Genomic DNA, 26,990 nt, shown 5'->3' on the forward strand with positions numbered 1-26,990 from the left:
CCGCGTTTTCCCGCCGCGATCGGCCGGCGTGCAAGTCTTGCGTAGCACGCGGAGCAGTGTGCTCGGGACCGATCGGCCCCGCGCCGCGCTGCCTTTCGGATCTGCCGCAAGAACGGTTCTAAGTCGCCTCGTAGCCGTTTCGGTTACCATGGATTTCGGCATCGTCCATTTCGGCGCCGCAGCGACGGAGCAAAGCATGGACGAGCTGAACGGCAAGCTGATCGCGTGCCAGATGCTGATCGAGGGATTGATCGCGTGTCACCAACGAGCAGCGCGATCCCTTGTGCTTCCTCACCGACTTTCGCGACGAGATCAAAGCCGTTGTCAACGGCGCCAACATCGCCGGCATGGACAGCACCGATCGCGTGCGCGCCGTTGCGAAGACCGTCGACGAGTTGCTGTGGCTGATGAAACCCAGAGCGGCGATCGAGTGGCCAGCAATCGATTTGCGTTTAGGACGCATCCTTCGCTCAGAGAGCGGGGCAGTTTAGAATCGTTTTGATCTTGATCTATTCAAGGGTTCTCGCGAACGGCACGCATTGACCCGCAATTGTGTGGCCGATACCAACAGGCGACATTCGTTCGACGCGTGTGAACGACAGGAATTGGAGGGCCTTGTGCTCTATCCTCCAGCACCTCTCGTCGCCCCCGTGACCAGGGGGACGCGGGTTGCGTCTTTCTTCTGGCTTCAGAGCATGATACGGGACGATCAAGCCCGGAGCATGATCTATGGCCTCGACACCGCGATACAGGCGCTGGTGGAACGGCTCGGGCGTGACGATCCCGAAACGGTCAAATTGACGGGTATCTATCACAATCTCATTCGCTACTGGGCCGAAGTATGAAGACCATCTCCTTCCAAGCAAGCCTTGCCGCAGCCTTGATGCTGGCGTCTGCCTGGCTCGCATCCCCCGTTTCCGCCCAGACGCAGAGCCCGCCGGCACCGGCCCCATCGACGGCTCAGCCGTCCGCTGCCGGGACCGTCCCCCCGGCAGCTGCGCCTGCGGCCTCGACGGCTCCCGCCGTCGTGGGCGCCGCCCCGGTGGCCGCCAATCCCGCGGGTGCGAAGCCCGAGGCTGCGGCCATGAAGGAATTGTCGCCCTGGGTGATGTTTATGTCGGCAGACGTCATCGTGAAGGCGGTGATGATCGGGCTCGCCTTCGCTTCGCTGATGACCTGGACCGTCTTCATCGCCAAGTCGATCGAGCTGTCGGTCGCCTCCGGCAAGCTGCGTGCGGCGTTGAAGAAGATTGCGGAGGCGCGCTCGCTTGCCGAAGCGCAGATGGCGCTCGGCACCAAGGAGGGCATCCTGCCGTCGTTCCTTGCGGCGGCGTTGCGCGAAGCGCGGATGTCGGCTGGCCTGTCCAGCGATGCCGGCATCAAGGAACGCGCCGCCTCGAGCTTTTCCGAGATCGTGCGCGCGGAGCAACGGCGCATCCGGATCGGCATGGGCGTGCTCGCGACCATCGGCTCGACCTCGCCCTTCGTCGGCCTGTTCGGCACGGTCTGGGGCATCATGAACAGCTTCATCGGCATCTCGAAGTCGCAGACCACGAACCTCGCCGTGGTCGCGCCCGGCATCGCCGAGGCGCTGCTCGCCACCGCGATCGGCCTCGTCGCCGCCATTCCCGCCGTCATCATCTACAACCACTTCTCGCGCGTGACGAAAGGCTATCTCGAGCTCGTCAGCCGCGCCTCGGGCGCGGCGGGGCGACTGCTGTCGCGTGATCTCGACCGCAGCCACGGCAGCGTGCATTCGCGCGCGGCGGAGTAGACCATGGCCGTTTCGCTCGCTGACAATGATGACGACGACGATTTCTCGGAAACGCATGACATCAACGTCACGCCGTTCATCGACGTCATCCTGGTGCTGCTGATCATCTTCATGGTCGCCGCGCCGCTGTCCACGGTCGACCTGCCGATCGATCTGCCGACGTCGAGTGCGACGCCGCAGAAGAAGCCGGACAAGCCGACTTATCTCAGCATCAAGCCCGATCTGACGCTCGCGATCGGGGAGAACGCCGTTCACCGGGCCGAGTTGATCGGAACCCTCGACGGCCTTTCCGAGATGAGCAAGGATAAGTACGTTTTCCTGCGCGCTGATCGCTCGGTGCCCTATGGCGAGTTGATGGGCGTGATGGAGCTCTTGCGCTCGGGCGGCTATACGCGGGTGAAGCTGGTCGCGCTGGAAGGCGCACCGGGGGCGCCTGTGGCAGGCGCCGCCCAGCCTTAAGAAGACGGAACGATGGCGGACGAACCGAGACCATCCCGGAAGCTCTGGATCCTGGCGGCGGCGGCCGCGCTCGCCCTGCATCTCGGCGGTGCTGCGCTCGCGCTGGCGCATTTGCACGGCGACGACGACGGCGATGGTCTCGGCGCGGCCGGAGCCGAGTTCGCCGTCGAGATGGCTTCGCCGGAGGCTCAGGAATCCGATTTGCCGACCGGACCAAACGACTCCGCGGCACAAGAGGAGCGCCCGGAGCTTCCAGAGCAGAAGGCCGAACTGAAGGAGACGGAACTTCCTCAAGATCGACCGCAAGAGGCCGAGGATCCCGATCGCATTGTCAGCGAAAAGGTTGCGAAGAAGGAGCAGGACGACGATCCGAAGGCGGCTGCCGTTGAAACGCCCGCCATGGAGGCTGCCCCAAAGCAGGTTGATATGGCCCGGCAAACGTTCGAGGACGCAACGCGCGAGGCCGAAAAGGCCCTGGCGCCGGTGGTTGGGCTCGGCAAGGACATCCTGAAGATCACGGTGGACTGGAACAAGAAAATCAGTGCGCGTATCAAGCAGCACCAGATCAATCCGGAAGGCAGAGAGAACGCCAATCAGAAGGTCACGGTGAGTTTCGCGCTCAACCGAAAGGGAAATGTGGTCTCGGTCGACGTGATCGCGTCGTCCGGCGACGCCGCCTACGATGCAGCTGCGATCTCGATGGTTCGCAAGGCGGATCCTTTCGAGCCGCCTCCGGTTCAACTGACCGAGGAGCGTTTCGAGCGCACCCTCGAGATCAGCTTCGCCCCTGAGAAATCGAAGAAGACCGCCAACAAGAAGTCGGCTCAACGCCAGTAGAGCCGGATCCCGACATAGACCACCACCAGGCAGGCGAAGATCAGCGCCACGGGCAGGGGCCGTTTCTGGGCTCCGCTGGCCGCGCCTGTCCCGAAGAAACCAGCGCTTTTCGGCTTCGGCGCCGGGCGCCGGAAAGCGGTAACATTATCCGCTGCCGGCTCGGCCTCGCGCGGACGCACGTCGGGCGGCGTTCCAGCGCCACCCATCTCGACGTAATAGGCCTTGTAGATCGCACCGATGGTGGCCTCGGTGGCTTCGCCTTCGCTCATCTGCGCCAGCAGGTTCCTGTAGCTGCTCAGGAACTCCTGGGCCTCCGGAGGCAGCGCGGACGCCCCGTTGAGCTTAGCCATCATCTTCCAGGTGGCAAAATCGGCGCGGGCGCGGGTGTCGGCGCGTCGCGCGATCAGCATATCGGCAGCTTTGACCAAGTCGGCCTCTGGCCTTTCGGCTCGTGTTCGGGTGTTCCGGTTCAACTACGCATTGCCGGTCAGGAAGAGAACAGCCTGAATCACATAACCGGTCAACGTCCGCAGTATTGCTGAAATAACATCAAGATTTAGACCTAACTGCGAGCCCGCCAGCGGCAGCAGGATCAAGAGGCCGATCAGGATCAACATACCGAACGGCTCGAGCCGGGCGAGCGGCAAGGCCAGGGGGCGCGGCAGCAGCCCGACCGCGACGCGGCCGCCGTCCAGCGGCGGGATCGGCATCATGTTGAAGACGGCCAGGATGGCGTTGATGATGAGGGCATTCTTGAGGTTGTCGGCAACCCATTTCGCCGCGCTCGCGGGCACCAGCGGCAGGGCATGGAAGGCGAGGGCGGTGGCGAGCGCCAGCAGGATGTTGGTGGCGGGTCCGGCCAGCGCTACCCAGACCATGTCGAGCCTGGGATTGTTCAGCTTGCGGAAGTTTACCGGCACCGGCTTGGCGTAGCCGAACAGGAACGGCGAATGCGCGAACAGCAGCATCGCCGGCAGGATGACGGTGCCGAACGGGTCGATATGCCTGATAGGATTGAAGCTGACGCGGCCGAGCTGCGCGGCCGTGTTGTCCCCGAGCCGGTCCGCGACGAAGGCATGCGCGGCCTCATGGAAGGTGATGGCGAGCACGAGGGGAAGCACCCACACCGACAGGTCGTACAAGGAAATGTTCACAGCTCATCCATTTCGGTTAGCTAGCGGCCTTGCAACCGTCCTGACCAAACCGGCGCAGCAACGCTTCGGCTCAACATAGGGTGGCCGGTTCCGAATTGCCACGCTGCAGATGGATGCTTCGGCCGGCCGCCGTGCAGTCGCGCAAAGTCACGCCGGGATCGTCCCGGGATATTGCACCAAGCCGTCGTCGAGCTTCACCCAGGCGAGCTTTTCCGACACCCAGATGTGCTCGGTCGGCGCAAAGGCGTTACGATCATCGAAGGTGGCGAGCGCAACGCCCGCTAGCGTGCCGTTGCGGCGCCAGGCGAAAAGCCGCGTGCCGCAGCGCTTGCAGAACACGCGATCGATATTCTCCGAGGAGGCGTAGCGTGCAGTCTCGCCCTCGACGCTGAGCGCGCGCTGGTCGAACTGGGCGCGGGCGAAGTAGGGCGAGCCCATCGCCTTCTGGCAGATGCGGCAATGGCAGATGCGGACGTTGAGCGGCTCGCCCTCCGCCTTAAAACGCACCGCGCCGCACAGGCAACCACCTTCCCGGATCATGATGTCCTCAATAGGTCGCGCGCCCGCCCGAGATGTCGAACACCGCACCGGTCGAGAAGGCGCAATCCTGGGATGCGAGCCAGCTCACCATCGCGGCGAGCTCTTCCACCAGCACGAAGCGCCCCTTCGGGATCTTCGACAGCATGAAGTCGATATGCTGCTGCGTCATCTGGTCGAAGATCGCCGTCTTCGCCGCCGCCGGTGTCACCGCGTTGACGAGGATGTCATGGGCGGCGAGCTCCTTGCCGAGCGACTTCGTCAGCGCGATCAGGCCGGCCTTGGACGCCGAATAATGCGCGGCGTTCGGGTTGCCTTCCTTGCCGGCGATCGAGGCGATGTTCACGATCCGCCCGTATTTCTGCTTGAGCATTTCGGGCACGATCGCCTTGGAGACGATGAAGGGGCCGTCGAGGTTGATGCGCAGCACCTTGCGCCATTCCTCCAGGTCGGTCTCCCAGACCGGCTTGTTGACGCCGGCGATGCCGGCGTTGTTGACGAGAATGTCGATCTTGCCGAAGGCCTTGAGCGTCGCATCGCGTGCCTGCTCGACGGCCGCCGTGTCGGTGACGTCGACCTTGAAGACTTTCGTTTCGCCGCCGATCTCCTTTGCCGTCTTCTCGGCCAGCGCGGCGTCAAAGTCCCAGATCGCGACCTTGGCGCCGGAGGCGACGAAGCGCTCGGTGATGGCGCGGCCAAAGCCCTGCGCGCCGCCGGTGACGATAGCGATGCGGCCGTTGAGATCGATCTTGTTCATGCCGGAGGCCTTCCTGCGTCAGAGCATGTAGCCGCCGTCGACGACGAGATCGACGCCGGTGGTGAAGGCGCTCTCGTCGCTGCCGAGATAGACCGCCATCGCGGCGATCTCCTCGGCGGTGCCGAGCCGGCCCATCTTCTGGCGCGAGATGAACATCTCCTTGCCCTGCGGGCCCTGGGCTGCCGCGCGGTCGAGCATCGAAGGCGTCTCGACGGTGCCGGGACAGATCGAGTTGCAGCGGATGCCCTTGGTGATGAAGTCGAGCGCGACCGCGCGCGACAGCAGCGACACCGCCGCCTTCGACGAGCTGTAGACGTAGCGGTTCGCCGGCGGCCGCAAGGCTGCGCAGGACGAGATGTTGACGATGCTGCCGCCGCCGCCGGCGATCATGTCGGGCAGGAAAGCCTTGATGGTCCGGTGCATCGACTTGACGTTGAGGTCGAACGAGAAGTCGAAGTCCTCTTCCGAACATTCCAGGATGGTGCCGTGATGCACGAAGCCGGCGGCGTTGAGCAGGATGTCGATCTTGCCGACGCGCTTGGCGAAGGCGTTGACGTCGGCGGTGTTGCGGACGTCGAGCTTTGCGACCTCGGCGATGCCTTCCTTCGTCAGGCTCGCGATGCCGGCTTCGTTGATGTCGGTGGCGATGACGGTTGCGCCTTCACGCGCGAACGCGATGGCGCAAGCGCGCCCAATGCCTGCCGCGGCAGCCGTGACGACGGCGCGCTTTCCCTTGAGGCGGTCTGCCATGTTGTTTCTCCTGCGAATTTTCCTTCGTCATTCCGGGGCGCGCCTCTTGGCGCGAACCCGGAATCCATCGCGCCACAGCGCCGGTGGATGAATGGATTCCGGGCTCGCGACTGCGTCGCGCCCCGGAATGACCGTGTCAGTGATTGTCCCGCGCCACACCGAACGTACCGGCGACGTTCTGGTAGCGCGTGGCGAGCTCCATGCAGGCGCCGGTCGATTGCTGGCCGACGGTGTTGCGATAGATCTCCTGCCACGGCGTCTGGTTCGGCGGATGCTTGAAGCCGCCGCTGGCCTTGAGCTCGGCATGGCGCTTCTTCAGCTCCTCGTCCGAGATCAGGATGTTGGCGCTGCCCTTGTTGAGGTCGATGCGCACCTTGTCGCCGGTCTTTAGGACGGCAAGACCGCCATTGGCGGCAGCTTCCGGCGAGGCGTTCAGGATCGAGGGCGAGCCCGAGGTGCCGGACTGGCGACCGTCGCCGATGCAGGGCAGGGACAGGATGCCGCGTTTGATCAGCGCCGCCGGCGGCTGCATGTTCACAACCTCGGCGCCACCGGGGTAGCCGATCGGGCCGGTGCCGCGGATGAACAGCACGCAGCGCTCGTCGATGTCGAGCGAGGGATCGTCGATCCGCTCGTGATAATCCTCCGGCCCCTCGAACACGATGGCGCGGCCCTCGAAGGCATTGAGGTCCTTCGGGTTGCTGAGGTAGCGGTCGCGGAATTCCTTGGAGATCACGCTTGTCTTCATGATCGCGGAATCGAACAGATTGCCCTTCAGCACCAGGAAGCCGGCGTCCTTCACCAGCGGCTTGTCGTAAGCCCAGATCACGTCGTTGTCGGGAGCGGGCGCGTTCTTGCAGTTCTCGCCGATGCCGCGGCCGTTGACCGTGACCGCGTCCTCATGGATGCGCTTGTGCTTCATCAACTCGCGCACCACGGCGGGCACGCCGCCGGCGCGGTGAAATTCCTCGCCGAGATAGAAGCCGGCCGGCTGCATGTTGACCAGGAGCGGCACGTCGTGGCCGAACTTCTGCCAGTCCTCGATCGACAGCTCGACGCCGATATGGCGGGCGAGGGCGTTGATGTGGATCGGCGCGTTGGTCGAGCCGCCGATCGCCGAATTGATCACGATGCAGTTCTCGAACGCCTTGCGGGTCAGGATGTCGGAAGGCTTCAAATCCTCCCAGACCATCTCGACGATGCGTTTTCCGGTCTCGTAAGCGATCTGGCCGCGCTCGCGATAGGGCGCCGGGATCGCCGCGCAGCCCGGCAGCGAGAAGCCGAGCGCTTCGGCAAGCCCGTTCATGGTCGAGGCCGTCCCCATGGTGTTGCAATGGCCGACCGAGGGCGCCGAGGAGGCCACGATCTCCATGAACTCTTCATAGTCGATCTCGCCGGCCGCGAGCCGCTCGCGCGATTTCCAGACGATGGTGCCGGAGCCGGTGCGCTCGCCATTGTGCCAGCCGTTCAGCATCGGGCCGCCCGACAGCACGATCGCGGGCAGGTTCACCGTCGCCGCCGCCATCATGCAGGCCGGCGTGGTCTTGTCGCAGCCGGTGGTCAGCACCACGCCGTCGAGCGGATAGCCGTAGAGAATTTCGACGAGGCCGAGATAAGCGAGGTTACGGTCGAGCGCCGCGGTCGGTCGCTTGCCGGTCTCCTGAATGGGATGGGTCGGGAATTCCATCGCGATGCCGCTGGCCTCGCGGATGCCTTCGCGGACGCGGTGCGCGAGCTCGAGATGATGGCGGTTGCAGGGGGACAGATCGTTGCCGGTCTGGGCGATGCCGATGATCGGCTTGCCGGATTGCAGCTCGGCGCGGGTGAGGCCGTAATTCAGGTAACGCTCCATGTAGAGCGCGGTCATGCCCGGGTTGTGCGGGTTGTTGAACCATTCCTGCGAGCGAAGATGGCGGCGGGTACCGTTGCTGCCGGCGGCATGCCCGTTGGTTGGTTTCTTTGTCATTGGTTTCTCCTGCAATGCAAACGCGACTACCGTCCGTCTCATGGTGCGGCATGTGCGGTGCCCAACGGCGCGCGCGATGATCTGCCTTCCCGCTGGCGGGTCGTTTCCTCACGATTCCGATACTAGTCGTGGCTGCTTGGTAACGCTATCATTTTGTTCGCCGCGCCCGCGGCTGATACGGCTGGCCTGCTGTCCGAACGTCGCGCCGACGAGCTTTGCCGCTCGATCACCTTGAAGCCGAGATCGAGCACCGGCTGCTCCGGGCGGCGGCCCTCGATCGCGTCGATCAGCATGGTGGCGGCCGTCTTGCCCATCTCATAGCGGTTGGTGCGGACGCTGGTGAGGGTGGGGACGGCGGCGGCCATGAATTCGAGATCGTTGAAGCCGACGATCGCGATCTGCCCGGGGACTGCGATCTCCCGGCGCCGGCATTCGAACAGCACGCCGAGCGCGAGGTCGTCGTTGGCGCAGAACACCGCATCGATGTCCGGCTCGCGCGCCAGCAGATCGGTGAACAGGGCGCCGCCGAGCGTCACCGAGGTCGGCGTCGCCGTCGTGACCACCAGGCGCTGGTCGAACGATCCGGCGTCCTTCATGGCCGAGACATATCCGTCCAGCCGCCGCTGCACCCTGGGATCCATCCTCGCGCCGACGAAGCCGACCTTGCGGTGACCTTGCTCGAACAGATGCGCGATCGCCGCGCGGGCCGCATCATAGTGCGAAAAGCCGATCATCATGTCGACCGGGTCCGGGCCGATCTCCATGATCTGCACGATCGGACAGTCCGCGGCCTGAAGCATCGCGCGGGACTCCGCGGTCTGGTCGATCCCGGTGACGATCAGCCCGGCCGGCTTCTGCGCCAGAAACAGACGCAGCAACTTCTCTTCCTGGAGAATGCTGTAGCGCGTGTTTGACAACTGGATCGAGTAGCGGCTGCCTTCGGAGGCGTCATAGATGCCGCGCAGCACGTCCGAGAACACGTTATTGGTGAGCGATGGGATCAGGACACCGATGACCTCGGTGCGTTGCGAGGCGAGGGCGCGCGCGGCAAGGTTGGGCACATAGCCGAGCTCCTTGGCGGCGCTCTCGACCCGCGTCCGCTTCGCGACCGACAGGGCCTCCGGATTGCGGAAAAAGCGCGACGCGGTAATCGGGCTGACGCCGGCGAGCTCGGCCACTTCGGCCAGCCGGATTTTGCCTGACTTGGTGCGTTTTCGACCCATTTGCTGCTCTTAACACAGTCAGTCCCGCAAACAAAGGAACGTTGACAGCGCTACCAGCAACGACTAACCAAAGACAAATTGCCAAAACCGCACAAACTACCGACAATGTTGCCCGCTAATATCGGGCCTGGTTCGGTAAAGTCCGAAAAACAAGACGGTCGCGGCGCGAGAGGCGCCGTGGACTTTCGAGGAGGGAGCTAGATGTCGTCTGTGCAAATCCGCGACGTGCGGAAATCGTTCGGCAATTTTGAAGTCCTGCACGGCGTGACGATTCCGATCGAGGACGGCCAGTTCGTCGTCCTGGTCGGCCCCTCCGGCTGCGGCAAGTCGACGCTTCTGCGCATGCTCGCCGGCCTCGAGAACATCACTTCCGGGACGATCTCGATCGGCGACCGCGTCGTCAACAATGTCCAGCCCAAGGAGCGGGACATTGCGATGGTCTTCCAGAACTACGCGCTCTATCCGCACATGACGGTCGCCGACAACATGGGCTTCTCGCTCAAGCTGCGGAATGCCAGCTCGGACGAGATCAACAAGCGCGTCAAGCGCGCCGCCGAGATCCTCGCGCTGTCGCCGCTGCTCGACCGCTATCCGCGACAGCTCTCCGGCGGTCAGCGCCAGCGCGTCGCCATGGGCCGCGCCATCGTGCGCGATCCGCAGGTGTTCCTGTTCGACGAGCCGTTGTCGAACCTGGACGCCAAGCTGCGCGTGGCCATGCGCACCGAGATCAAGGAGCTGCACCAGCGGCTGAAGACGACGACCGTCTACGTCACCCACGACCAGATCGAGGCCATGACCATGGCCGACAAGATCGTTGTCATGCATGACGGCATCGTCGAGCAGATGGGCACCCCGCTCGAGCTCTACGACAAGCCCGACAACCAGTTCGTCGCCGGCTTCATCGGCTCGCCTGCCATGAACTTCCTCAAAGGCCATGTGCGCGTCAACGGCGTTGCGAGCTTCGAAGGACCGAACGGCGTCAAGCTCCCGCTCAAGACCGCGCCCGCCAATTCCGACGGCCGTCCTGCGGTCTATGGCGTGCGGCCGGAGCACTTCACCATCGCCGATGACGGCGCCGAGGCCGAGATCATCGTCGTCGAGCCGACCGGCTCGGAGACGCAGGTGTTTGCCAAGCTCGGCGGCGAGCAGGTCGTCGCGGTCTTCCGCGAGCGTCACCAGTTCAATCCGGGCGACAAGGTGCGGCTGAAGCCCGAGCCATCGCTGGTCCATCTGTTCGACGATGCGACGGGCAAACGCATGAACGCCTAACGCATCAGACGACAAGGCATAAGACGACAAAAAGCATCACAGGGAGGACAACATGCAAGACTTTACCCGCCGGTCTCTGCTTCAAGGCGGCACCGCTTTGGCTGCGACCGGCATGCTGACGGGGCCGGCACTGTTCGACTTCGCCAAGGCCTGGGCGCAGAGCGCGCCCTGGAAGGCCGAGCCCGGCGCCAAGCTGACGGTGATGCGCTGGAAGCGCTTCGTGCCGGCGGAGGACGATGCGTTCAACGCGATGGTGGCGGCGTTCAAGGCCGCGACCGGCACCGAGATGAACACCTTCAGCGAGTCCTTCGAGGACGTGCAGCCGAAGGCCTCGGTTGCGGCCAACACCGGCTCCGGCCTCGATCTCGCCTGGGGTCTGCACACCCTGCCGCAGCTTTTCCCGACCAAAGTGCTGAAGATGAATGATGTCGCCGATTATCTCGGCAACAAATACGGCGGCTGGACCGATGCGGCGGCCAAGACCTGCAAGCTCGGCAACGACTGGCTCGGCATTCCCGTCGCGACCAACGGCGGTTACATGACCTACCGCAAGTCGGCGCTCGACAAGGCTGGCTTCAAGGAATTCCCGAAGGACTTCCCCGGCTTCCTCGAGATGTGCAAGGCGCTCAAGGCCAACAACACGCCGGCCGGCTTCGCGCTCGGTCACGCCTCGGGCGACGGCAATTCCTGGCTGCACTGGGTGCTGTGGGGCCACGGTGCCTACACGGTCGACCAGAACGACAAGATCGTCATCAATTCGCCGGAGACGGCGAAGGCGCTGGAATATTGCAAGGCGCTGTACGACAACTTCATTCCGGGCACGGCGTCCTGGAACGATTCCTCCAACAACAAGGCGTATCTCGCCGGCGAGCTCTATTGCACGGCGAACGGCATCTCGATCTACGTCGCCGCCAAGACCGATCCCAGCAAGAAGGAGCTCACCGAGGACACCTATCACGCGCTCTGGCCGGTCGGTCCGGTCGGCAAGCCGACCGAGCTGCAGCTGGCGCTGCCGATCCTCGCCTTCAACTTCACCAAATATCCGAATGCGGCAAAGGCCTTCGTCGCCTTCATGCTGGAGAAGGAGAACTACGAGAAGTGGCTGGCCGGCGCGCAGGGCTATCTGACGCAGACCCTGAACGCCTATGAATCGGCGCCGATCTGGACGGCCGATCCCAAGAACGCCGTGTTCTCGCAGGCCTCCAAGCGCACGCTGCCGGCGTCGGGCATCGGCACCGTCGGCGAGAAGGCGGCAACCGCGATCGCCGACTTCATCGTCGTCGACATGTTCGCCAATTACTGCACCGGCGCCAAGGATGCGAAGGGCGCGATGGCGGAAGCCGAGCGCCAGCTGAAGCGCATCTATCGCTGAACAGTCACGGGGCGGGCGCCTCTTGGGTCGCCCGCTCGTCAACATTTCGATCAGGGATATCGGGCATGGCTGATGTCGCAATTCCCCGGGCCAAGCCTCAGATGACCGAGGCTGGCGCCTGGGCCCAGCTTAAACACAATCGCAATTGGCTCGGCTTCTGGTTCATGGTGCCGGCCATGGTGTTCCTGATCTTCTTCCTGGCCTATCCGCTGGGGCTGGGCATCTGGCTGTCCTTCACGGACACGCGCATCGGCAGGGTCGGACAGTTCATCGCCTTCGAGAACTACGAATGGCTGTGGGACGATTCCATCTTCTGGCTGTCGGTGTTCAACACGCTGCTCTACACCTTCGTCGCCAGCGCCTTCAAATTCGGCATCGGCCTTTACCTCGCGCTGCTGCTCAACGAGCACATGCCGTTCAAGGCGATGCTGCGCGCGATGGTGCTCATCCCCTTCATCGTTCCGACGGTGCTCTCCGCGCTCGCCTTCTGGTGGATCTTCGACTCGCAATTCTCGATCATCTCCTGGTCGCTGAAGCAGCTCGGCCTGATCAACCAGAACATCAACTTCCTCGGCGACACGACCTGGGCACGCATTTGCGTGATCTTCGCCAATATCTGGCGCGGCGTGCCGTTCGTCGCGATCACGCTGCTCGCAGGCCTCCAGACCGTCTCGCCGTCGCTCTATGAAGCCGCGACGCTCGACGGCGCCACGCGCTGGCAGAATTTCCGCTACATCACCTATCCGCTCTTGACGCCGATCATCGCCGTCGTGATGACCTTCTCGGTCCTGTTCACCTTCACCGACTTCCAGCTGATCTGGGCGATGACGCGTGGCGGCCCGGTCAACGCCACTCATCTGATGGCGACCCTGTCCTATCAGCGTGCGATCATCGCCGGGCAGCTCGGCGAGGGCGCCGCGATCTCCAGTGCGATGATCCCGTTCCTGCTCGCCGCCATCATGGTGTCCTGGTTCGGCCTGCAGCGTCGCAAGTGGCAGCAGGGAGAAAACAATGACTGATCTCCCCACCTCGCGGATCGATCTCAAGGCCGTCCTGCATAGCTCGGCTCCGACAGTCGCGAAGGATGATCACAGCGAGGGCATGAGCTATCTGCAGTCGGTGCCGCGCAGGCTGGTGACGCTGTACCTGCCGCTCGCCATCATCGTCGTCGTCCTGCTGTTCCCGTTCTACTGGATGGCGCTGACCTCGGTGAAGCCCGACGAGCAGCTGCTCGACCTCGACAAGTACAATCCGTTCTGGACCTGGAATCCGACCTTCAAGCACTTCCACAAGCTGCTGTTCGAGAGCTACTATCCGTACTGGCTCTGGAACACGATGTACGTGGCGATCTGCGCGACGGTGCTCTCGATCATCGCCTCGGTGTTCGCCGCCTACGCCATCGTGCGCTTGCGTTACAAGGGCGCCAATCTCGTCGGCGGGCTGATCTTCCTCGCCTATCTGGTGCCGCCGTCGATCCTGTTCATTCCGCTCGCCACGGTCGTGTATCAGTACGGCCTGTTCGATTCGCCGCTGGCGCTGATCCTGACCTATCCGACCATCCTGATCCCGTTCTCGACCTGGCTGTTGATGGGCTATTTCAAGACCATCCCCTTCGAGCTCGAGGAATGCGCGCTGATCGACGGGGCGAGCCGCTGGCAGATCCTGATCAAGATCGTCGTGCCGCTGGCCATTCCCGGCCTGATCTCGGCCTTCATCTTCTGCTTCACGCTGTGCTGGAACGAGTTCATCTACGCCCTGACCTTCCTGCAATCGACCAGCAACAAGACGGTGCCGGTCGCGATCGTGAACGAGTTCGTGGACGGTGACATCTACCGCTGGGGCTCGCTGATGGCGGGCGCGCTGGCCGGCTCGCTGCCGCTCGTGATCCTTTACGCCTTCTTCGTGGAGCATTATGTGTCGGCGATGACCGGCGCCGTGAAGGAATGATCGCGGGGCTTGCCGAGGGCGCGCCAATGGTTTCAAGAGCGGCGCGCTCCGGCCAATAAGTCCGGCCAATAAGAAGGAGTTGAGCTCTTGCACATTCTGGTTCTCGGCGCCGCCGGCATGGTCGGCCGCAAGCTCTGTGAACGGCTGCTGCGCGACGGCCGGCTCGGCAAGAGCGATATCACCAAGCTGACCATGCATGACGTGGTCGAGCCGAAGAAGCCGGAGCAGGCCGGTTTTGCCGTCGAGACCGTCTCGGGCGATTTCGCCGTCCCGGGCGCGGCTGAGAAACTGATCGCAGGTCGCCCCGACGTGATCTTCCATCTCGCCGCGATCGTCTCCGGCGAGGCCGAGCTCGACTTCGACAAGGGCTATCGCATCAATCTCGACGGCACGCGGATGCTGCTCGATGCGATCCGCCTTGCGGGCGGCGGCTACAAGCCGCGCGTGGTGTTCACGTCCTCGATCGCAGTGTTCGGCGCGCCGTTTCCCGATGCGATCGGCGACGAGTTCTTCCATACCCCGCTGCTCAGCTACGGCACGCAGAAGGCGATCGGCGAACTTCTGCTCGCCGATTATTCCCGCCGCGGCTTCCTTGACGGCATCGGCATCCGCCTGCCGACCATCTGCATCCGGCCGGGCCTGCCCAACAAGGCGGCATCGGGCTTCTTCTCCAACATTCTGCGCGAACCGCTCGCCGGCAAGGAAGCGATCCTTCCGGTCTCCGAGGACGTCCGCCACTGGCACGCGACGCCTCGCTCGGCCGTCGGCTTCCTGCTTCACGCCGGCACCATGGATCTCGCCACTGTCGGCCCGCGCCGCAACCTGACCATGCCGGGCCTATCGGCCACGGTCGGCGAGCAGATCGCCGCCTTGAAGCGGGTTGCGGGCGAGAAGGTCGCCGCGCGCATCAAGCGCGAGCCCGATCCCTTCATCGTCGGCATCGTCGGCGGCTGGCCGCGCAATTTCGATGCCAGGCGGTCGCGCGAACTCGGCTTCACCACCGCCGAGAAGACGTTCGACGATATCATCCGCATTCACATCGAAGACGAGCTCGGCGGCAATTTCGTCGCCTGAGCTCGGACTGAGCGGGCCCTGATGATGGCGAGCGTTGCTTGCATCGGCGAATGCATGGTCGAGCTGCGGCAGGCCCAGGGCGGCGCGTCCGCCGGGCAGGGGCAGGGCGGTGGCCTGTACTCACGCGGCTTCGGCGGCGACACCCTCAACACGGCGGTGTATCTGGCGCGGCTGGACGTCAAGGTCGATTATCTCACCGCGCTCGGCGATGACGCCCTGAGCGACGAGATGGTCGCTGCCTGGAATGCGGAAGGCGTCGGCACGCGGCGTGTCGTGCGGCTCGCGGGCAAGCTGCCCGGCCTCTACATGATCCAGACGGATGCGGAGGGCGAGCGCCAGTTCTTCCATTGGCGCGACAGTGCGGCCGCGCGCCAGCTGATGGGCCTGCCGGAGACGGACGAGCTGCTCAACTCGCTGATGAGCTACGACGTCGTCTATCTCTCTGCGATCACGCTCTCGATCTACGACGCGGACGGGCGCGAGCGCCTGTTCGGCGCCATCAAGCGCGCGCGCCTGCTCGGCACTCGCTTCGTGTTCGACACCAATTTCCGCGCGCGCGGCTGGCCGGACCGCGATATCGCGCGGGAGGTGTTCGCGACCGCCTTCGCAGCCGCCGACATCGTGCTGACCTCGACCGAGGATCTGCTCGCCCTCCATCCCGGCGAAAGTCACGACCAGCTGATGGCGCGCATCCCAACCCCGGAACTGGTGTTCCGTCTGCCCGAGCCGGTGAGCCTGTTGCGCTACCCCGGCGGCGCCAGCGAGGTCCGCGCCGAGCCCATGACCAAGCCCGTCATCGATACCACCGCCGCCGGCGACAGCTTCGCCGCGGCCTATATCGCGGCCCGGCTCGCCGGCGCCGAGCCGGTGGAGGCGGCCCTATCAGGACATCGGCTCGCCAGCCTCGTGATCTGCTATCCCGGCGCCATCATTCCGGGCTATGCCATGCCGCCGAAGAAGCGGCACCGGCCGGCGGCGTCCCGCCAGGCCAACAATTAGACAGCGACCAAATGAATCGAGACCCATGACCACGGCTGCCCAACAGAACCACCTCGTCGCGCTGTTCAAGGCTGCGACCGTCATTCCCGTCCTCACCATCGAGCGCATCCAGGATGCGGTGCCGCTGGCGCGCGCGCTGGTTGCCGGCGGTGTCCGCACGCTGGAGGTGACCTTGCGGACCCCCGTTGCGATCGAGGCGGCGCGCGCGGTGATGACCGAGGTCCCCGAGGCGGTCGTCGGCATCGGCACCATTCTCAATCCGGCCGACTTCAGCCGGGTCGAGAAGCTCGGCGTCGCGTTCGGCATCAGCCCGGGCCTGACCCCCGATCTGCTCAAGGCCGCGACCGACAGCTCATTGCCGTTCGCGCCGGGGATTGCCACGGCCTCGGAACTGATGATGGCGCTGTCCTACGGTTTCGACGTCGCAAAGTTCTTCCCGGCGGAGCAGGCCGGCGGCATCAAGGGCCTGCGCGCCCTCGGCGGGCCGTTCCCGAACGTGCGGTTCTGCCCGACCGGCGGGGTGGGCGAGGCCAATGCCGCGACCTGGCTGGCTGAACCCAATGTCGTTGCGGTTGGCGGGTCCTGGCTGTGCCCGACGGCGGAAATCCGGGCCGGGAACTGGGCCGGCATAACTGCCATCTGCGAGCGGACCCTCAAGGCGCTGAAAGCCGCGTGAAGTCTTGCCATCCCTGGGCTAAGACTTAGCTCAGGAAGAGGCCTCCAGGGAGAAATGACCATGACCGCCAGCATCGTCGGATGGGCGCATACGCCGTTCGGCAAGTTCGACACCGAAACCGTCGAAAGCCTCGTCACCCGCGTCGCCAATGAGGCGCTGGCGGATGCCGGCATCTCGGCCGGTGATGTCGACGAGATCGTGCTCGGCCATTTCAACGCCGGCTTCTCGCCGCAGGATTTCACGGCGTCGCTGGTACTGCAGGCTGATCCCAAGCTGCGCTTCAAGCCGGCGACCCGTGTCGAGAACGCCTGCGCCACGGGATCTGCCGCCGTGCATCAGGGCCTGCGCGCGATTGCCGCAGGGGCGGCCAAGATTGTGCTGGTCGTCGGCGTCGAGCAGATGACGCGCACGCCGAGCGCCGAGATCGGCAAGAACCTGCTCAAGGCTTCCTACCTCCCTGAGGACGGCGACACGGTCGGCGGTTTCGCCGGCGTGTTCGGCAAGATCGCCAGCTCCTACTTCCAGAAATACGGCGACCAGTCCGATGCGCTGGCGCTGATCGCGGCCAAGAACCACAAGAACGGCGTCGCCAATCCCTTCGCCCAGATGCGCAAGGACTTCGGCTTCGACTTCTGCCGCGCCGAGAGCGAGAAGAACCCCTATGTCGCCGGCCCGCTGAAGCGGACGGACTGCTCGCTGGTCTCCGACGGCGCCGCTGCGCTGGTGCTGGCCGATGCCGAGACGGCCAAGGGCATGACCAAGTCGATCGGCTTCCGTGCCACTGCGCACGCCCAGGACTTCCTGCCGATGAGTAAGCGCGACATCCTGCAGTTCGAGGGCTGCACGGTCGCCTGGCAGCGGGCGCTGGAGAAGGCCGGTGTCACGCTGTCCGATCTCTCCTTCGTCGAGACCCATGACTGCTTCACCGTCGCCGAGCTGATCGAGTACGAAGCGATGGGTCTGACGCCGAAGGGGCAGGGCGCCCGCGCCATCAAAGAAGGCTGGACGCTCAAGGACGGCAAGCTGCCGGTCAATCCGTCCGGCGGCCTCAAGGCCAAGGGCCATCCGATCGGCGCCACCGGCGTCTCCATGCATGTGATGACCGCGATGCAGCTCGCGGGCCAGGCGCCCGAGGGCATGCAGCTCAAGAACGCCAAGCTCGGCGGCATCTTCAACATGGGTGGCGCGGCCGTCGCCAACTACGTCTCCGTCCTGGAGCCGCTGAAGTAGTTTGATCCTGTAGGGTGGGCAAAGGCGCCATACGCCATGCCCGCCTTATTTCTTTGCGTTAGATCATGGTGGGCTCGCGCGGCCCCCTTAATGCTCTGATTGATTTTGCGGGAAATGCATCATGAGCACTAACTACGAAGATTCACTGTCGATGGACGCACTCAACGATCGTATCGCGATCCTCGAAGACAATATCCGCCAGCTCATCGAGCAGGCCGCTGCCGCCTCCGGCGAGCAGAACGAGTCGCGCATCGCCGACCGGATCAATCAGCAGAATGACGAACTCGACCGGCTCCTGAAGATCCGGGAATCCCGTCAGAAGAAATAGCGGCCGACGTCGCCCCGCGGCGCATGCCGCCATACGCCGCCCGCCCTTGCGCGAGCGGCGGCACTGCCGTTAGCTGGACCGAAATCGCGTGGGCAGTTGGGCTCGGCGCAATCGGGAGCGAACGATGGGGCCGCTGAAAGGCATTAAGGTCGTCGACATGACCACCGTGCTGATGGGCCCTTATGCGACCCAAATGCTCGGCGATTACGGTGCCGACGTCGTCAAGGTGGAATCGCTGGACGGCGACGTCACCCGCCTGATCGGCCCGATGCGTCACGCCGGCATGGGGCCGGTGTTTCTCAACACCAACCGCAGCAAGCGCTCGATCTGTCTCGATCTGAAGAAGGCTGCGGGGCGCGAAGCCGTGCTGCGGCTTTTGAAGGACGCCGACGTCCTGGTCTACAACGTCCGCCCGCAGGCGATGGCGCGGCTTCAGCTCGGCTACGACGTCGTCTCCGCCATCAACCCGCGTCTGGTCTATGCCGGCGTGTTCGGCTTCGGTCAGGACGGGCCCTATGCCGCAAAACCCGCTTACGACGACCTGATCCAGGGCGCCACGGCCCTGCCGGCGTTGATGGCGCAGACCGGCGATGGCGTGCCGCGCTACGTGCCGAACGCGCTCGTCGACCGTATCGTCGGCCTCACCGCGGTCGGCGCGATCTGCGCCAGCCTGGTGCACCGCGACCGCACCGGCCGCGGCCAGCGTCTGGACATTCCGATGTTCGAGACCATGGCCGGCTTCGTCATGGGTGATCACATGGGCGGGCTCACCTATGAGCCGCCGCTCGACAAGGGCGGCTATGCCCGCCACCTCTCGCGCGACCGCAGGCCCTACAAGACCTCGGACGGCTACCTCAGCGTCATCGTCTACAACGACAAGCAGTGGGAGAACTTCTTCAAGGCCACGGGGCGCGACGACCTGCGCGCCGATCCCAAATTTGCAACCTTCGCCGGCCGGGCCGCCAATATCAATGTGGTGTATGCCGAGCTCGCCCGCATCTTCGAGACGCGGACCACGGCCGAATGGATCGACCTGCTGACGAAAGCCGACGTGCCTGTCATGCCGATGCACGATCTCGCCTCGATCCTGCACGATCCGCATCTGGAGGCGACCGGCTTTTTCCCGGTGGTGACGCATCCGACCGAAGGTCCGATCCGCAGCATGAAGGTGACGGCGACCTGGTCCGAGACCGAAGCCGAGCCGGTACGCCTGGCGCCGCGGCTCAACGAGCACGGCGCGGATATTCTGAGCGAGATCGGCTATTCCGCTGACGAGATCGCAGCCATGGTGCGCGACGGCGTCACGCGCGTGGCGCCGGAGTAGGGAGAGTGGAGATGACCACGCTTCTCTCATCCGTCATTCCGGGGCGCGCCTCTTGGCGCGAGCCCGGAATCCATTCATCCTCCGCACATGCCGTTCGATGGATTCTGGGCTCGCGACTTCGTCGCGCCCCGGAATGACGGTGGAGAAATGGCACCATGAGCTTCATCACCGGCGTCGGCCTCACGTCGTTCGGCAAGCACGAGGGCTCCTCCTCGCTCGACCTGATGAGCGAGGCCGCGCAAGCCGCGCTCGACGATGCCGGCCTCAAGCGCACCGACATCGACGGCATCCTCTGCGGCTATTCCACGGTCTCCCCGCACATCATGCTCGCCACCGTCTTCGCCGAGCATTTTGGTATCCGCCCGTCTTACGCCCATGCCGTCCAGGTCGGCGGCGCCACGGGTCTTGCGATGACGATGCTTGCACATCATCTCGTCGCGTCAGGTGTCTGCCGGAACGTTCTGGTGGTCGCTGGCGAGAACCGGCTCACCGGGCAGAGCCGCGATGCCTCGATCCAGGCGCTGGCGCAGGTCGGCCATCCCGACTACGAGGTGCCGTTAGGACCGACCATTCCCGCTTATTACGGCCTCGTTGCCAACCGATACATGCACGAATACGGCGTGACCGAAGAGGATCTCGCCGAATTCGCGGTGCTGATGCGTGCCCACGCCTGCACCCATCCCGGCGCGCAATTCCACGATCCCATCAATGTCGCCGACGTCATGGCCTCCAAGCCAGTGGCGCTGCCGCTCAAGCTGCTCGATTGCTGCCCGGTCTCCGACGGCGGCGCGGCGTTCGTTGTCAGCCGCGAGCGAACCGGGGAAGCGGGCGTGCGTATCCGCGGCTGCGCCCAGGCCCACACGCATCAGCATGTCACGGCAGCGCCCGCCCTCAGCGAGCTTGGCGCTGAGATCTCCATCGCGCGTGCAAAGGCGGCCACGGGTCTCGCGATCTCCGACGTGCGCTACGCCGCGATCTACGACAGCTTTACGATCACGCTCGCGATGCTGCTGGAAGACCTCGGTCTCGCCGGCCGCGGCGAGGCGGCCGCGCGCGTGCGCGCCGGCCATTTCAGCCGTGACGGCGCGATGCCGCTGAATACCCATGGCGGCCTGCTCAGTTACGGCCATTGCGGCGTCGGCGGCGCCATGGCGCATCTTGTCGAGGCGCATTTGCAGATGACGGGGCGGGCGGCTAGCCGCCAGGTCCGCGACGCCTCGATTGTACTGCTGCACGGCGATGGCGGCGTGCTGTCGTCTCACGTCAGCATGTTCCTGGAGCGGGTGCGATGAGTGAGCGTCTGGCGGACTGGACCAAGGGTGAAGAGGCCATCACCTACCAGGCCTGCACCGCATGCGGGCATGTACAGTATTTTCATCGGGCCTTCTGCGCAGCTTGTGGCGAATCGGACCCGCGCGAGCAGCGCGCCAGCGGCAAGGGCAGGGTGTATGCGACCTCGTTGGTCTGCCGCGCGGCAACGCCCGAGACGCGCGCGCACGTGCCCTACAACATCCTGCTGGTCGATTGCGCCGAGGGTTTTCGCATGATGGCCCACGGCGAGAATGACCTCGCCATCGGCGATTCGGTCATTGCGAGCTTCAAGCCCTTTGCCGGCAAGCTGGTGCCGTTCTTTGCCAAAACCAAATAGGGAAACGCGAATGTAGCCCGGATGGAGCGCAGCGAAATCCGGGATTCGCACCTCGCGGACAGACTTCCCGGATTGCGCTGCGCTTCATCCGGGCTACACGCCAACGAGGGATCCGTCATTCGGGGGCGGTCACGTGACCGAGCCTGGAACGGGAATTCTGGGCTTGGCTTGTGCGAGAGCCACCCCGGAATGACGAAAACGCTGAGCGCCTGATCCGGAAAAGTGTGAAGCGGTTTTCCGAAAAGATCATGCGCAATCGAAATACTCTAACGCCCGTAGAACAAGATGCTGGCGATGACGAGCATCGCCGTCACCGCCAGCATATGCGCGAGCGCTCCCGAGGCTGCCCCCTTGGTGGCTTCCTTCATGCCGTTTCTCCCTAGACTTGGGCGTGACTCATCGTTGCGCGGTGAGCGCATACGACGGCCAATTGTTTTTACTCGGAACACCCCTTGCGAGTATCCGCCGCGATTTGTCCCCCCGCGGCGAATATCGACTGTGTCAGGGTCGATCAGCAATGCGGCGGCAATTTGACTCGATGATGTTGCTCGTGCGTCCCCACGCGAATAGAGTCTTCGGGAACCTTCGCCAATGGCGACAAAAAGCATCAAAAGATCAGGGAAAACTTCAGGAAAATCATGGCCCGCATTCAGTACAGCGACCCGTCCAAGGCATCCGACCGCACCCGCGAAATCCTCGACAAGAACCGCCATGCCAACATCTTCCGGATGATGGCGCATTCGCCGAGTTACTTTGAGCAATATTGCCGCCTCGGGGGCGCAATCAGGCACAAGGGCGAGCTCGACCCCATCGTGCGCGAGCTTGCGATCACCCGTACCGGCATTCTGTGCGAGGCACCCTATGAGATCGTCGCGCACAAGCGCATCGGCAAGAATGTCGGCGTCACCGACGAGCAGAACGAGGCGCTCGAGAACTGGCAGGCCGCATCCTGCTTCAACGAGGTGCAGCGCGCCGCGCTCGCCTTCACCGACGAGATCGTGAAGCTGACGAAGCCGACGGATGCGACCTTCAAGGCGATCGCATCGAAGCTGACGCCAGCGGCGCTGGTCGAGCTCCAGCTCTCGGTCGGCTTCTACATCATGACGTCAAAATTCCTGGAGACGTTCGAGATCGACCTCCAGCCCGTCACCGAAGTGGTGGGCTGATCCAAAGCTCGGCTTGCGAGGGATGCTCATGACAATCGATGAATATGCGGCCTGGGCCGCAACCATTGCCAAAGTCGACGAGCATCCGTCGAACGAGCGGTTGTCTTATCTCGGGCTGGGCCTTGCCGCTGAGGCGGGCGAGGTCGCCGAGCACATCAAGAAGCTCCTGCGCGACGACTGGCTCGACAAGGCCGGTCTCGTCGAAGAGCTTGGCGATGTCGTCTACTACTGGGCCTGCCTGTGCGCCGCCACCGGCCAGCAGCCGTCCGCGCTGCTCAACGCCAGTGCCGCCAAGATCAGGCGACGCATCAGCGAAGCGGCGAGCCGGTAGAGCAAGTGAAAGCTGGGAGCTCCGGCGTCATGGCCGGGCTTGTCCCGGCCATCCACGACTTGCCGCGCAGCACGAAGAACGTTGATGCCCGGGACAAGCCCGGGCATGACGATCTGTTGCGCATGAACCGCTCACGTCGAGGTCAGAATATCCACCTTGGCGTTGGCGACGATCAGGCGGTCGGCCAGGAGCTGGGCCAGGTTACGCATGATGCATTCGCTGGCGCGGGGGTGCTGCTTGCGGAAGCGCTCGAAATCCTTCAGCGGGACCTCGCATGCCGTCGCTGCCATGTCGGCGAACACGTCGGCGGAGCGGGTTTGTTCCAGCAGCGCCATCTCGCCGAACGCCATGCCGGCGGTGAGCGTCGCCAGCCTGACGCCATCGGGCAAGGTGACGTGCACAGCGCCGCTGCGCAGGAAGTACAGGGCATCGGCGGGGTCGCCGGCCGTGAGGATTTTGGCGCCGGATTGATAGGTCCTGATGGTGCAGAGCGAGGCGAGATCCGTCAGCTCTTCCTCGCTCAGCCCGGTCAGCAGCGGCTGTTCGGCTAGCTCGGTGGTCTCGTGAAAATCGATCGAGCCGCCGTAGCGATAGACGATCTGGTCTTCGGCCCATTCGATCGCAGTGTCGAGCAGATAGAAATCGCGCACGTTCTTCAGCTCAGCGGTCCATTCGCGTAACGTATTCCATTCCTTGGAGGCGCGCCGGACGCCCGACAAGACCACCGTGACATTCAGCGCGGCCAATTCCTCGAACGTTTCGGCCACAAGTCGTGCGCCGGCCCGCGTAGTCGAGGTCACGCGGTGGAGATCGAAGATCACGAATTGCGGCCGCGGTCGTCCCGCGAGCCGGCGCGAGACGTAATCCACCGCCGACAGCGACAGCGTGCCGACCAGTTCGATGATGCGCACCTCTTGCTCGTGGGCTGCCAGGATCTCGCGCTCCTGCGGGCGGCGCACGCGGCGCGACGGGCTCTTGCCGATGTCGTAGTCGGCGATGACGGCGTTGCGTGCGTCGTCGCTGCGGTTGAGCATGTGCAGGTCGTAATGCGAGGACAGCGCCTCGCAGACCTTGATGCCGCGCACGCTGTTGCCGTGCTTGTCGAGCTTTGGCGAATAGCTGCCGAGGCCGAGGCGGGCAGGGAGCGCGGCCAGGATGCCGCCGCTGACGCCGCTCTTGGCGGGGATGCCGATGCGGTAGATCCACTCGCCGGCATAGTCGTACATGCCCGACGACGTCATCACCGACAGCGTGCGCGAGATCGCGTAGGCGCTCAGCACCTGCTCGCCGGTGATCGGATTGATGCCGCGATTGGCGAGCGTTGCCGCCATCACCGCGATATCGCGCGCGGTCACCAGCACGGCGCATTGCCGGAAATAGACGTCGAGCACGCCGGCGACGTTGTCCGAGATCACCGCGTTGGTCTTGAGCAGATAGCCGATGGCGCGGTTGCGGTCGCCGGTCTGGCTCTCGGAAGAATAGACGGCGTCGTCGACGGAAAGGTCGCGGCCTGCAAAACGGCTGAGCGCAAGGCGGATCTGCTCGAAAGCCTCCGCGCCCTTGCTGTCGTAGATCAACCCGGTGCAGGCGATCGCGCCGGCATTGACCATCGGGTTGAACGGATGGTTCTCGGAATTGAGCCGGATCGAGTTGAAGGGATCGCCGGAGGGTTCGACGCCGATCGCGCCTTCGACCTTGCCGGCGCCGAGCAGGTCCAGCGCCAGCGCGAACACGAAGGGTTTCGACATCGACTGGATGGTGAAGGGCACCCTGGAGTCGCCGACTTCATAGACATGGCCGTCAAGCGTCGCCAGGCTGATGCCGAAATAGGCAGGGTCCGCCTTGCCGAGCTCGGGAATGTAATCGGCGACATGGCCCGACGTTTCGGCGGAGAATTCGCTGAGGCAATTGCCCAGAAACCGCAGCAGGGGCGGCTTCGAACGGGTCCAGGCGGTGGCGAGAGGCGAGAGCGGTTTCATCGCCTCCCTTGTGCAACGCAATCAGAGCACGCGCAACCCGTCCGGCATCACAGGCGGGCGCCGGACCAAGAGAAGCGCGATCAGGATCGTCGGCAGCAGGATGCCAAGGCCGAGCAGCGTCACTTGCATCTGCGACAGCGGCATGATGCCGCCGCCGGGGGTCGCCACCACGAAGCCGCCGATCACCAGCAGCACACGGATGGGCCATTCCAGGCTGCCTGTGCCGCGCAAGTCCCCGACGAAAGGCTGGTAGCCCTGGATGCCGCCGCAGATGAACAGCGTACCGAAGGCGGCGAGGCCCATCAGGCCGAGCCCGGCGAGGTATGGGCTCGAACCCTGCAGCACCAGCGCCGGATTGAGCACGAAGAAGAACGGCAGGAAATAGATGATGCTGCCGACCCACATCGATTCCCAGCCGGTCTTCATGGCCGGCGATCCGGCGATGCCGGCAGCTGCGAAGGAAGCGATCGCGACCGGCGGGGTGATCGACGACAGCATGCCCCAATAGAAGATGAACATGTGCACCGCCATGCGGTTGAGCCCGAGCTTCTCCAGCGCAGGCGCGACCAGGATGGCGAGGAAGATGTAGCAGGCCGTCGTCGTCAGGCCAAGGCCGAGAATGAGGCTGGTGAGGGCGCACATGCCGAGCAGCAGGAAGGCATTGTCGCCGGCGATGTGCAGGAGGTCGTTGGCAAGGCTCGACACCACGCCCGTCATCGAGAACGCGCCGATCAGCAGGCCGCAGCCGGCGAGGATGCCGACCAGCTCGACGAAGGTGCGGCCGTTGACCTCCAGGAACTTGCCGATCGTCGCAAATGTCCAGCGCGTGTCCTTCGAGAAGAACTGGTTGAGCACGAGAAGCAGCGCGGTGGCGTAGAACGGCGCGTGGCTCTCGCGCTTGAAGTAGAGCAGCATCACGATCAGAAGCGCGATGACGAAGACGTAGTACCAGCCGTCCTTGATCGTATCCATGATCCGCGGCAGCTCGGCGCGGGGAATACCTTTCAGCTTGTGGCGCGCCGCGTAAGCGTCGACCTGCATGAAGAGGCCGACGTAGTAGAGCACGGCCGGAATGATTGCGGCGAGGGCGACATCGGCGTAGCTGACGTTGAGGAACTGGGCGATCACGAAGGCGGTCGCACCCATCACTGGCGGCGCCAGCACGGCGCCGGTCGAGGCGCAGGCCTCGATCGCGGCGGCATAGGAGGCGCGAAAGCCGCTCTTCTTCATCACCGGGATGGTCATGGTGCCGGCGGTGAGCACGTTGGAGATGATCGAACCCGACATCATGCCGAGCAGGCCGCTGGCAAAGATACAGACTTTTGCCGCGCCGCCGCGAAAGGTGCCACACAGCGCGAAGGCCAGGTTGATGAAGAACTTTCCGGCGCCCGTCATCATCAGCGCGGTGCCGAACACCAAAAAGCCGATCACGGTGTCGGCGAAGGCCTGGATGGGGATGCCGAGCAGGCTCTCGCCCGAGAGCACGTGATAGGCGGTCGCCTGCTCGAGCGTCGATTGCGTGCCACGGAACGGTCCGAGCCAGCGGGCTTCGGCGAACAGGGGATAGACAGTGAAGGGCAGAACGCTGAGGAGCAGGCTCCAGCCGCCGGTGCGGCGCAACGCTTCCATCAGCATCATCCACATCACGAGGCCTGCGGCGATCACCGTGTTGGGCGCGCCGCCGAATTCCCAGCCGGCCTCCGCCGCCTTGCGCACGTTAACCATCAGTATGATCGCCGCCGCGAAGGTCACGACGAACAGGACGAGGTCATACCAGGGCATGCGGTCGAGCGGCGCGCGTTCGGTGCCCGGAAAGATCAGGAAGGTGAACGGCAGCATCAACGCGATCAGGAGATAGAAATATTCCGTGTTGAGCTGGGTGTATCCGACGAAGAAGCGCAGCGAGAATTGCTGGTTGATGCAGAGCAGGATCGTCGCCGCGGTCGCAACGATCAGCGTCCAGCGCCACGCGCCGCGCAACGTGCGGACGCGCGTGACTTCCGCTTCCTGCATGTTGCCGGCGGCGCCATGGGGATCATCGAACACGACGCGCTTGGGCTCGTCTTGCGGGACGGTGGAAGTGGAAGAGGACATCATCGATCCCGCGCGTGGGCTGGTGAACGCAATCAGGCAAACGGCAGTTGTTTGAACCGCTCTGGCCGCGCGCTCAACCTCTCCCGCGTGCGGGAG

General features: G+C 64.3%; 26 protein-coding genes and 2 pseudogenes. 19 read left to right on the top strand and 9 right to left on the bottom strand.

Annotated elements, in window-relative coordinates; all coding sequences use genetic code 11:
* Window positions 1-196 precede the first annotated feature (196 nt).
* The 5 genes and pseudogenes from I6F21_RS02900 to I6F21_RS02920 all read left to right on the top strand — a co-directional run bounded on the left by I6F21_RS02900 (window position 197) and on the right by I6F21_RS02920 (window position 3,070).
* A pseudogene (locus I6F21_RS02900) lies at window positions 197-491 on the top strand (hypothetical protein).
* Between the two features lie 126 nt (window positions 492-617).
* Window positions 618-845 (top strand): annotated as a pseudogene (locus tag I6F21_RS02905) (PKHD-type hydroxylase); the annotation flags it as partial.
* A complete protein-coding gene (gene exbB / locus I6F21_RS02910; protein WP_225112193.1) occupies window positions 842-1,774 on the top strand; it encodes a tonB-system energizer ExbB in 933 nt (310 codons plus the stop codon). The pseudogene I6F21_RS02905 and the gene exbB, both read left to right, overlap by 4 nt.
* Before the next feature lie 3 nt (window positions 1,775-1,777).
* Window positions 1,778-2,233 carry a TonB system transport protein ExbD gene (gene exbD / locus I6F21_RS02915; RefSeq protein WP_036001202.1) on the top strand — a complete coding sequence of 152 codons (456 nt, stop codon included), beginning with the start codon at window positions 1,778-1,780 and terminating at the stop codon, window positions 2,231-2,233.
* 12 nt (window positions 2,234-2,245) lie between these two features.
* On the top strand, window positions 2,246-3,070 hold the full coding sequence (locus tag I6F21_RS02920) for a TonB family protein (protein WP_036001198.1): 825 nt from the start codon (window positions 2,246-2,248) through the stop codon (window positions 3,068-3,070).
* Here I6F21_RS02920 and I6F21_RS02925 read toward each other — a convergent pair.
* The 7 genes from I6F21_RS02925 to I6F21_RS02955 form a co-directional block, all read right to left on the bottom strand.
* Window positions 3,058-3,480 carry a hypothetical protein gene (locus I6F21_RS02925; protein WP_036034307.1) on the bottom strand — a complete coding sequence of 141 codons (423 nt, stop codon included), beginning with the start codon at window positions 3,478-3,480 and terminating at the stop codon, window positions 3,058-3,060. The genes I6F21_RS02920 and I6F21_RS02925 overlap by 13 nt on opposite strands.
* Before the next feature lie 63 nt (window positions 3,481-3,543).
* On the bottom strand, window positions 3,544-4,224 hold the full coding sequence (locus I6F21_RS02930) for a site-2 protease family protein (protein WP_036022448.1): 681 nt from the start codon (window positions 4,222-4,224) through the stop codon (window positions 3,544-3,546).
* Window positions 4,225-4,371: 147 nt separating this feature from the next.
* Complete coding sequence (locus I6F21_RS02935) at window positions 4,372-4,764, bottom strand: GFA family protein (protein WP_036022450.1); 393 nt, start codon at window positions 4,762-4,764, stop codon at window positions 4,372-4,374.
* A gap of 7 nt (window positions 4,765-4,771) precedes the next feature.
* Entirely contained in the window at window positions 4,772-5,518 is a 747-nt protein-coding gene (locus I6F21_RS02940; protein WP_036022452.1) for an SDR family NAD(P)-dependent oxidoreductase, read from the bottom strand.
* Window positions 5,519-5,536: 18 nt separating this feature from the next.
* Window positions 5,537-6,268, bottom strand: a complete 732-nt coding sequence (locus tag I6F21_RS02945) for an SDR family oxidoreductase (RefSeq protein WP_036001186.1) — start codon at window positions 6,266-6,268, stop codon at window positions 5,537-5,539.
* Window positions 6,269-6,404: 136 nt separating this feature from the next.
* The gene (locus I6F21_RS02950; RefSeq protein ID WP_225182803.1) at window positions 6,405-8,234 is read right to left on the bottom strand and encodes an IlvD/Edd family dehydratase; all 1,830 of its coding nucleotides are present in this window, start codon (window positions 8,232-8,234) and stop codon (window positions 6,405-6,407) included.
* A 122-nt stretch (window positions 8,235-8,356) separates the two neighbouring features.
* Complete coding sequence (locus I6F21_RS02955) at window positions 8,357-9,457, bottom strand: LacI family DNA-binding transcriptional regulator (protein ID WP_036022457.1); 1,101 nt, start codon at window positions 9,455-9,457, stop codon at window positions 8,357-8,359.
* A gap of 201 nt (window positions 9,458-9,658) precedes the next feature.
* Here I6F21_RS02955 and ugpC point away from each other — a divergent pair, with 201 nt between their 5' ends.
* The 14 genes from ugpC to I6F21_RS03025 all read left to right on the top strand — a co-directional run bounded on the left by ugpC (window position 9,659) and on the right by I6F21_RS03025 (window position 22,821).
* Window positions 9,659-10,726, top strand: a complete 1,068-nt coding sequence (ugpC, locus tag I6F21_RS02960; RefSeq protein ID WP_036001178.1) for a sn-glycerol-3-phosphate ABC transporter ATP-binding protein UgpC — start codon at window positions 9,659-9,661, stop codon at window positions 10,724-10,726.
* A 52-nt stretch (window positions 10,727-10,778) separates the two neighbouring features.
* On the top strand, window positions 10,779-12,098 hold the full coding sequence (locus tag I6F21_RS02965; protein ID WP_036022467.1) for an ABC transporter substrate-binding protein: 1,320 nt from the start codon (window positions 10,779-10,781) through the stop codon (window positions 12,096-12,098).
* Window positions 12,099-12,163: 65 nt separating this feature from the next.
* Complete coding sequence (locus I6F21_RS02970; protein WP_085972022.1) at window positions 12,164-13,117, top strand: sugar ABC transporter permease; 954 nt, start codon at window positions 12,164-12,166, stop codon at window positions 13,115-13,117.
* Window positions 13,110-14,045 (top strand): carbohydrate ABC transporter permease, encoded by a 936-nt coding sequence (locus I6F21_RS02975; protein WP_036022472.1) that lies wholly within the window; start codon window positions 13,110-13,112, stop codon window positions 14,043-14,045. Before I6F21_RS02970 ends, I6F21_RS02975 begins: the two co-directional genes overlap by 8 nt.
* 87 nt (window positions 14,046-14,132) lie before the next feature.
* Entirely contained in the window at window positions 14,133-15,119 is a 987-nt protein-coding gene (gene denD / locus I6F21_RS02980; RefSeq protein WP_036022474.1) for a D-erythronate dehydrogenase, read from the top strand.
* A 24-nt stretch (window positions 15,120-15,143) separates the two neighbouring features.
* Complete coding sequence (locus I6F21_RS02985; protein ID WP_225140357.1) at window positions 15,144-16,118, top strand: sugar kinase; 975 nt, start codon at window positions 15,144-15,146, stop codon at window positions 16,116-16,118.
* A 25-nt stretch (window positions 16,119-16,143) separates the two neighbouring features.
* Entirely contained in the window at window positions 16,144-16,794 is a 651-nt protein-coding gene (gene eda, locus I6F21_RS02990; protein WP_192893238.1) for a bifunctional 4-hydroxy-2-oxoglutarate aldolase/2-dehydro-3-deoxy-phosphogluconate aldolase, read from the top strand.
* A gap of 60 nt (window positions 16,795-16,854) precedes the next feature.
* Entirely contained in the window at window positions 16,855-18,024 is a 1,170-nt protein-coding gene (locus tag I6F21_RS02995) for an acetyl-CoA acetyltransferase (protein ID WP_027571779.1), read from the top strand.
* A 121-nt stretch (window positions 18,025-18,145) separates the two neighbouring features.
* Window positions 18,146-18,352 (top strand): hypothetical protein, encoded by a 207-nt coding sequence (locus I6F21_RS03000; RefSeq protein ID WP_036001140.1) that lies wholly within the window; start codon window positions 18,146-18,148, stop codon window positions 18,350-18,352.
* A 124-nt stretch (window positions 18,353-18,476) separates the two neighbouring features.
* The gene (locus I6F21_RS03005; protein ID WP_225140185.1) at window positions 18,477-19,676 is read left to right on the top strand and encodes a CoA transferase; all 1,200 of its coding nucleotides are present in this window, start codon (window positions 18,477-18,479) and stop codon (window positions 19,674-19,676) included.
* 155 nt (window positions 19,677-19,831) lie between these two features.
* Window positions 19,832-20,968 (top strand): thiolase family protein, encoded by a 1,137-nt coding sequence (locus I6F21_RS03010; RefSeq protein ID WP_225125787.1) that lies wholly within the window; start codon window positions 19,832-19,834, stop codon window positions 20,966-20,968.
* A complete protein-coding gene (locus tag I6F21_RS03015; RefSeq protein WP_225125785.1) occupies window positions 20,965-21,324 on the top strand; it encodes an OB-fold domain-containing protein in 360 nt (119 codons plus the stop codon). Before I6F21_RS03010 ends, I6F21_RS03015 begins: the two co-directional genes overlap by 4 nt.
* A 638-nt stretch (window positions 21,325-21,962) precedes the next feature.
* A complete protein-coding gene (locus tag I6F21_RS03020) occupies window positions 21,963-22,490 on the top strand; it encodes a carboxymuconolactone decarboxylase family protein (RefSeq protein WP_036001128.1) in 528 nt (175 codons plus the stop codon).
* Between the two features lie 28 nt (window positions 22,491-22,518).
* The gene (locus I6F21_RS03025) at window positions 22,519-22,821 is read left to right on the top strand and encodes a nucleoside triphosphate pyrophosphohydrolase family protein (RefSeq protein ID WP_036022497.1); all 303 of its coding nucleotides are present in this window, start codon (window positions 22,519-22,521) and stop codon (window positions 22,819-22,821) included.
* 131 nt (window positions 22,822-22,952) lie between these two features.
* On the opposite strand, the gene glsA is transcribed toward I6F21_RS03025, so the two are convergent.
* Both glsA and I6F21_RS03035 read right to left on the bottom strand, forming a co-directional pair.
* Window positions 22,953-24,800 carry a glutaminase A gene (glsA, locus tag I6F21_RS03030; RefSeq protein WP_225140186.1) on the bottom strand — a complete coding sequence of 616 codons (1,848 nt, stop codon included), beginning with the start codon at window positions 24,798-24,800 and terminating at the stop codon, window positions 22,953-22,955.
* Window positions 24,801-24,821: 21 nt separating this feature from the next.
* Window positions 24,822-26,897, bottom strand: a complete 2,076-nt coding sequence (locus tag I6F21_RS03035) for a TRAP transporter permease (protein ID WP_156447100.1) — start codon at window positions 26,895-26,897, stop codon at window positions 24,822-24,824.
* Between the last annotated feature and the right edge of the window lie 93 nt (window positions 26,898-26,990).

It is taken from the genome of Bradyrhizobium sp. NBAIM03 (assembly GCF_020194055.1).
GTDB classification, from domain to species: domain Bacteria; phylum Pseudomonadota; class Alphaproteobacteria; order Rhizobiales; family Xanthobacteraceae; genus Bradyrhizobium; species Bradyrhizobium yuanmingense.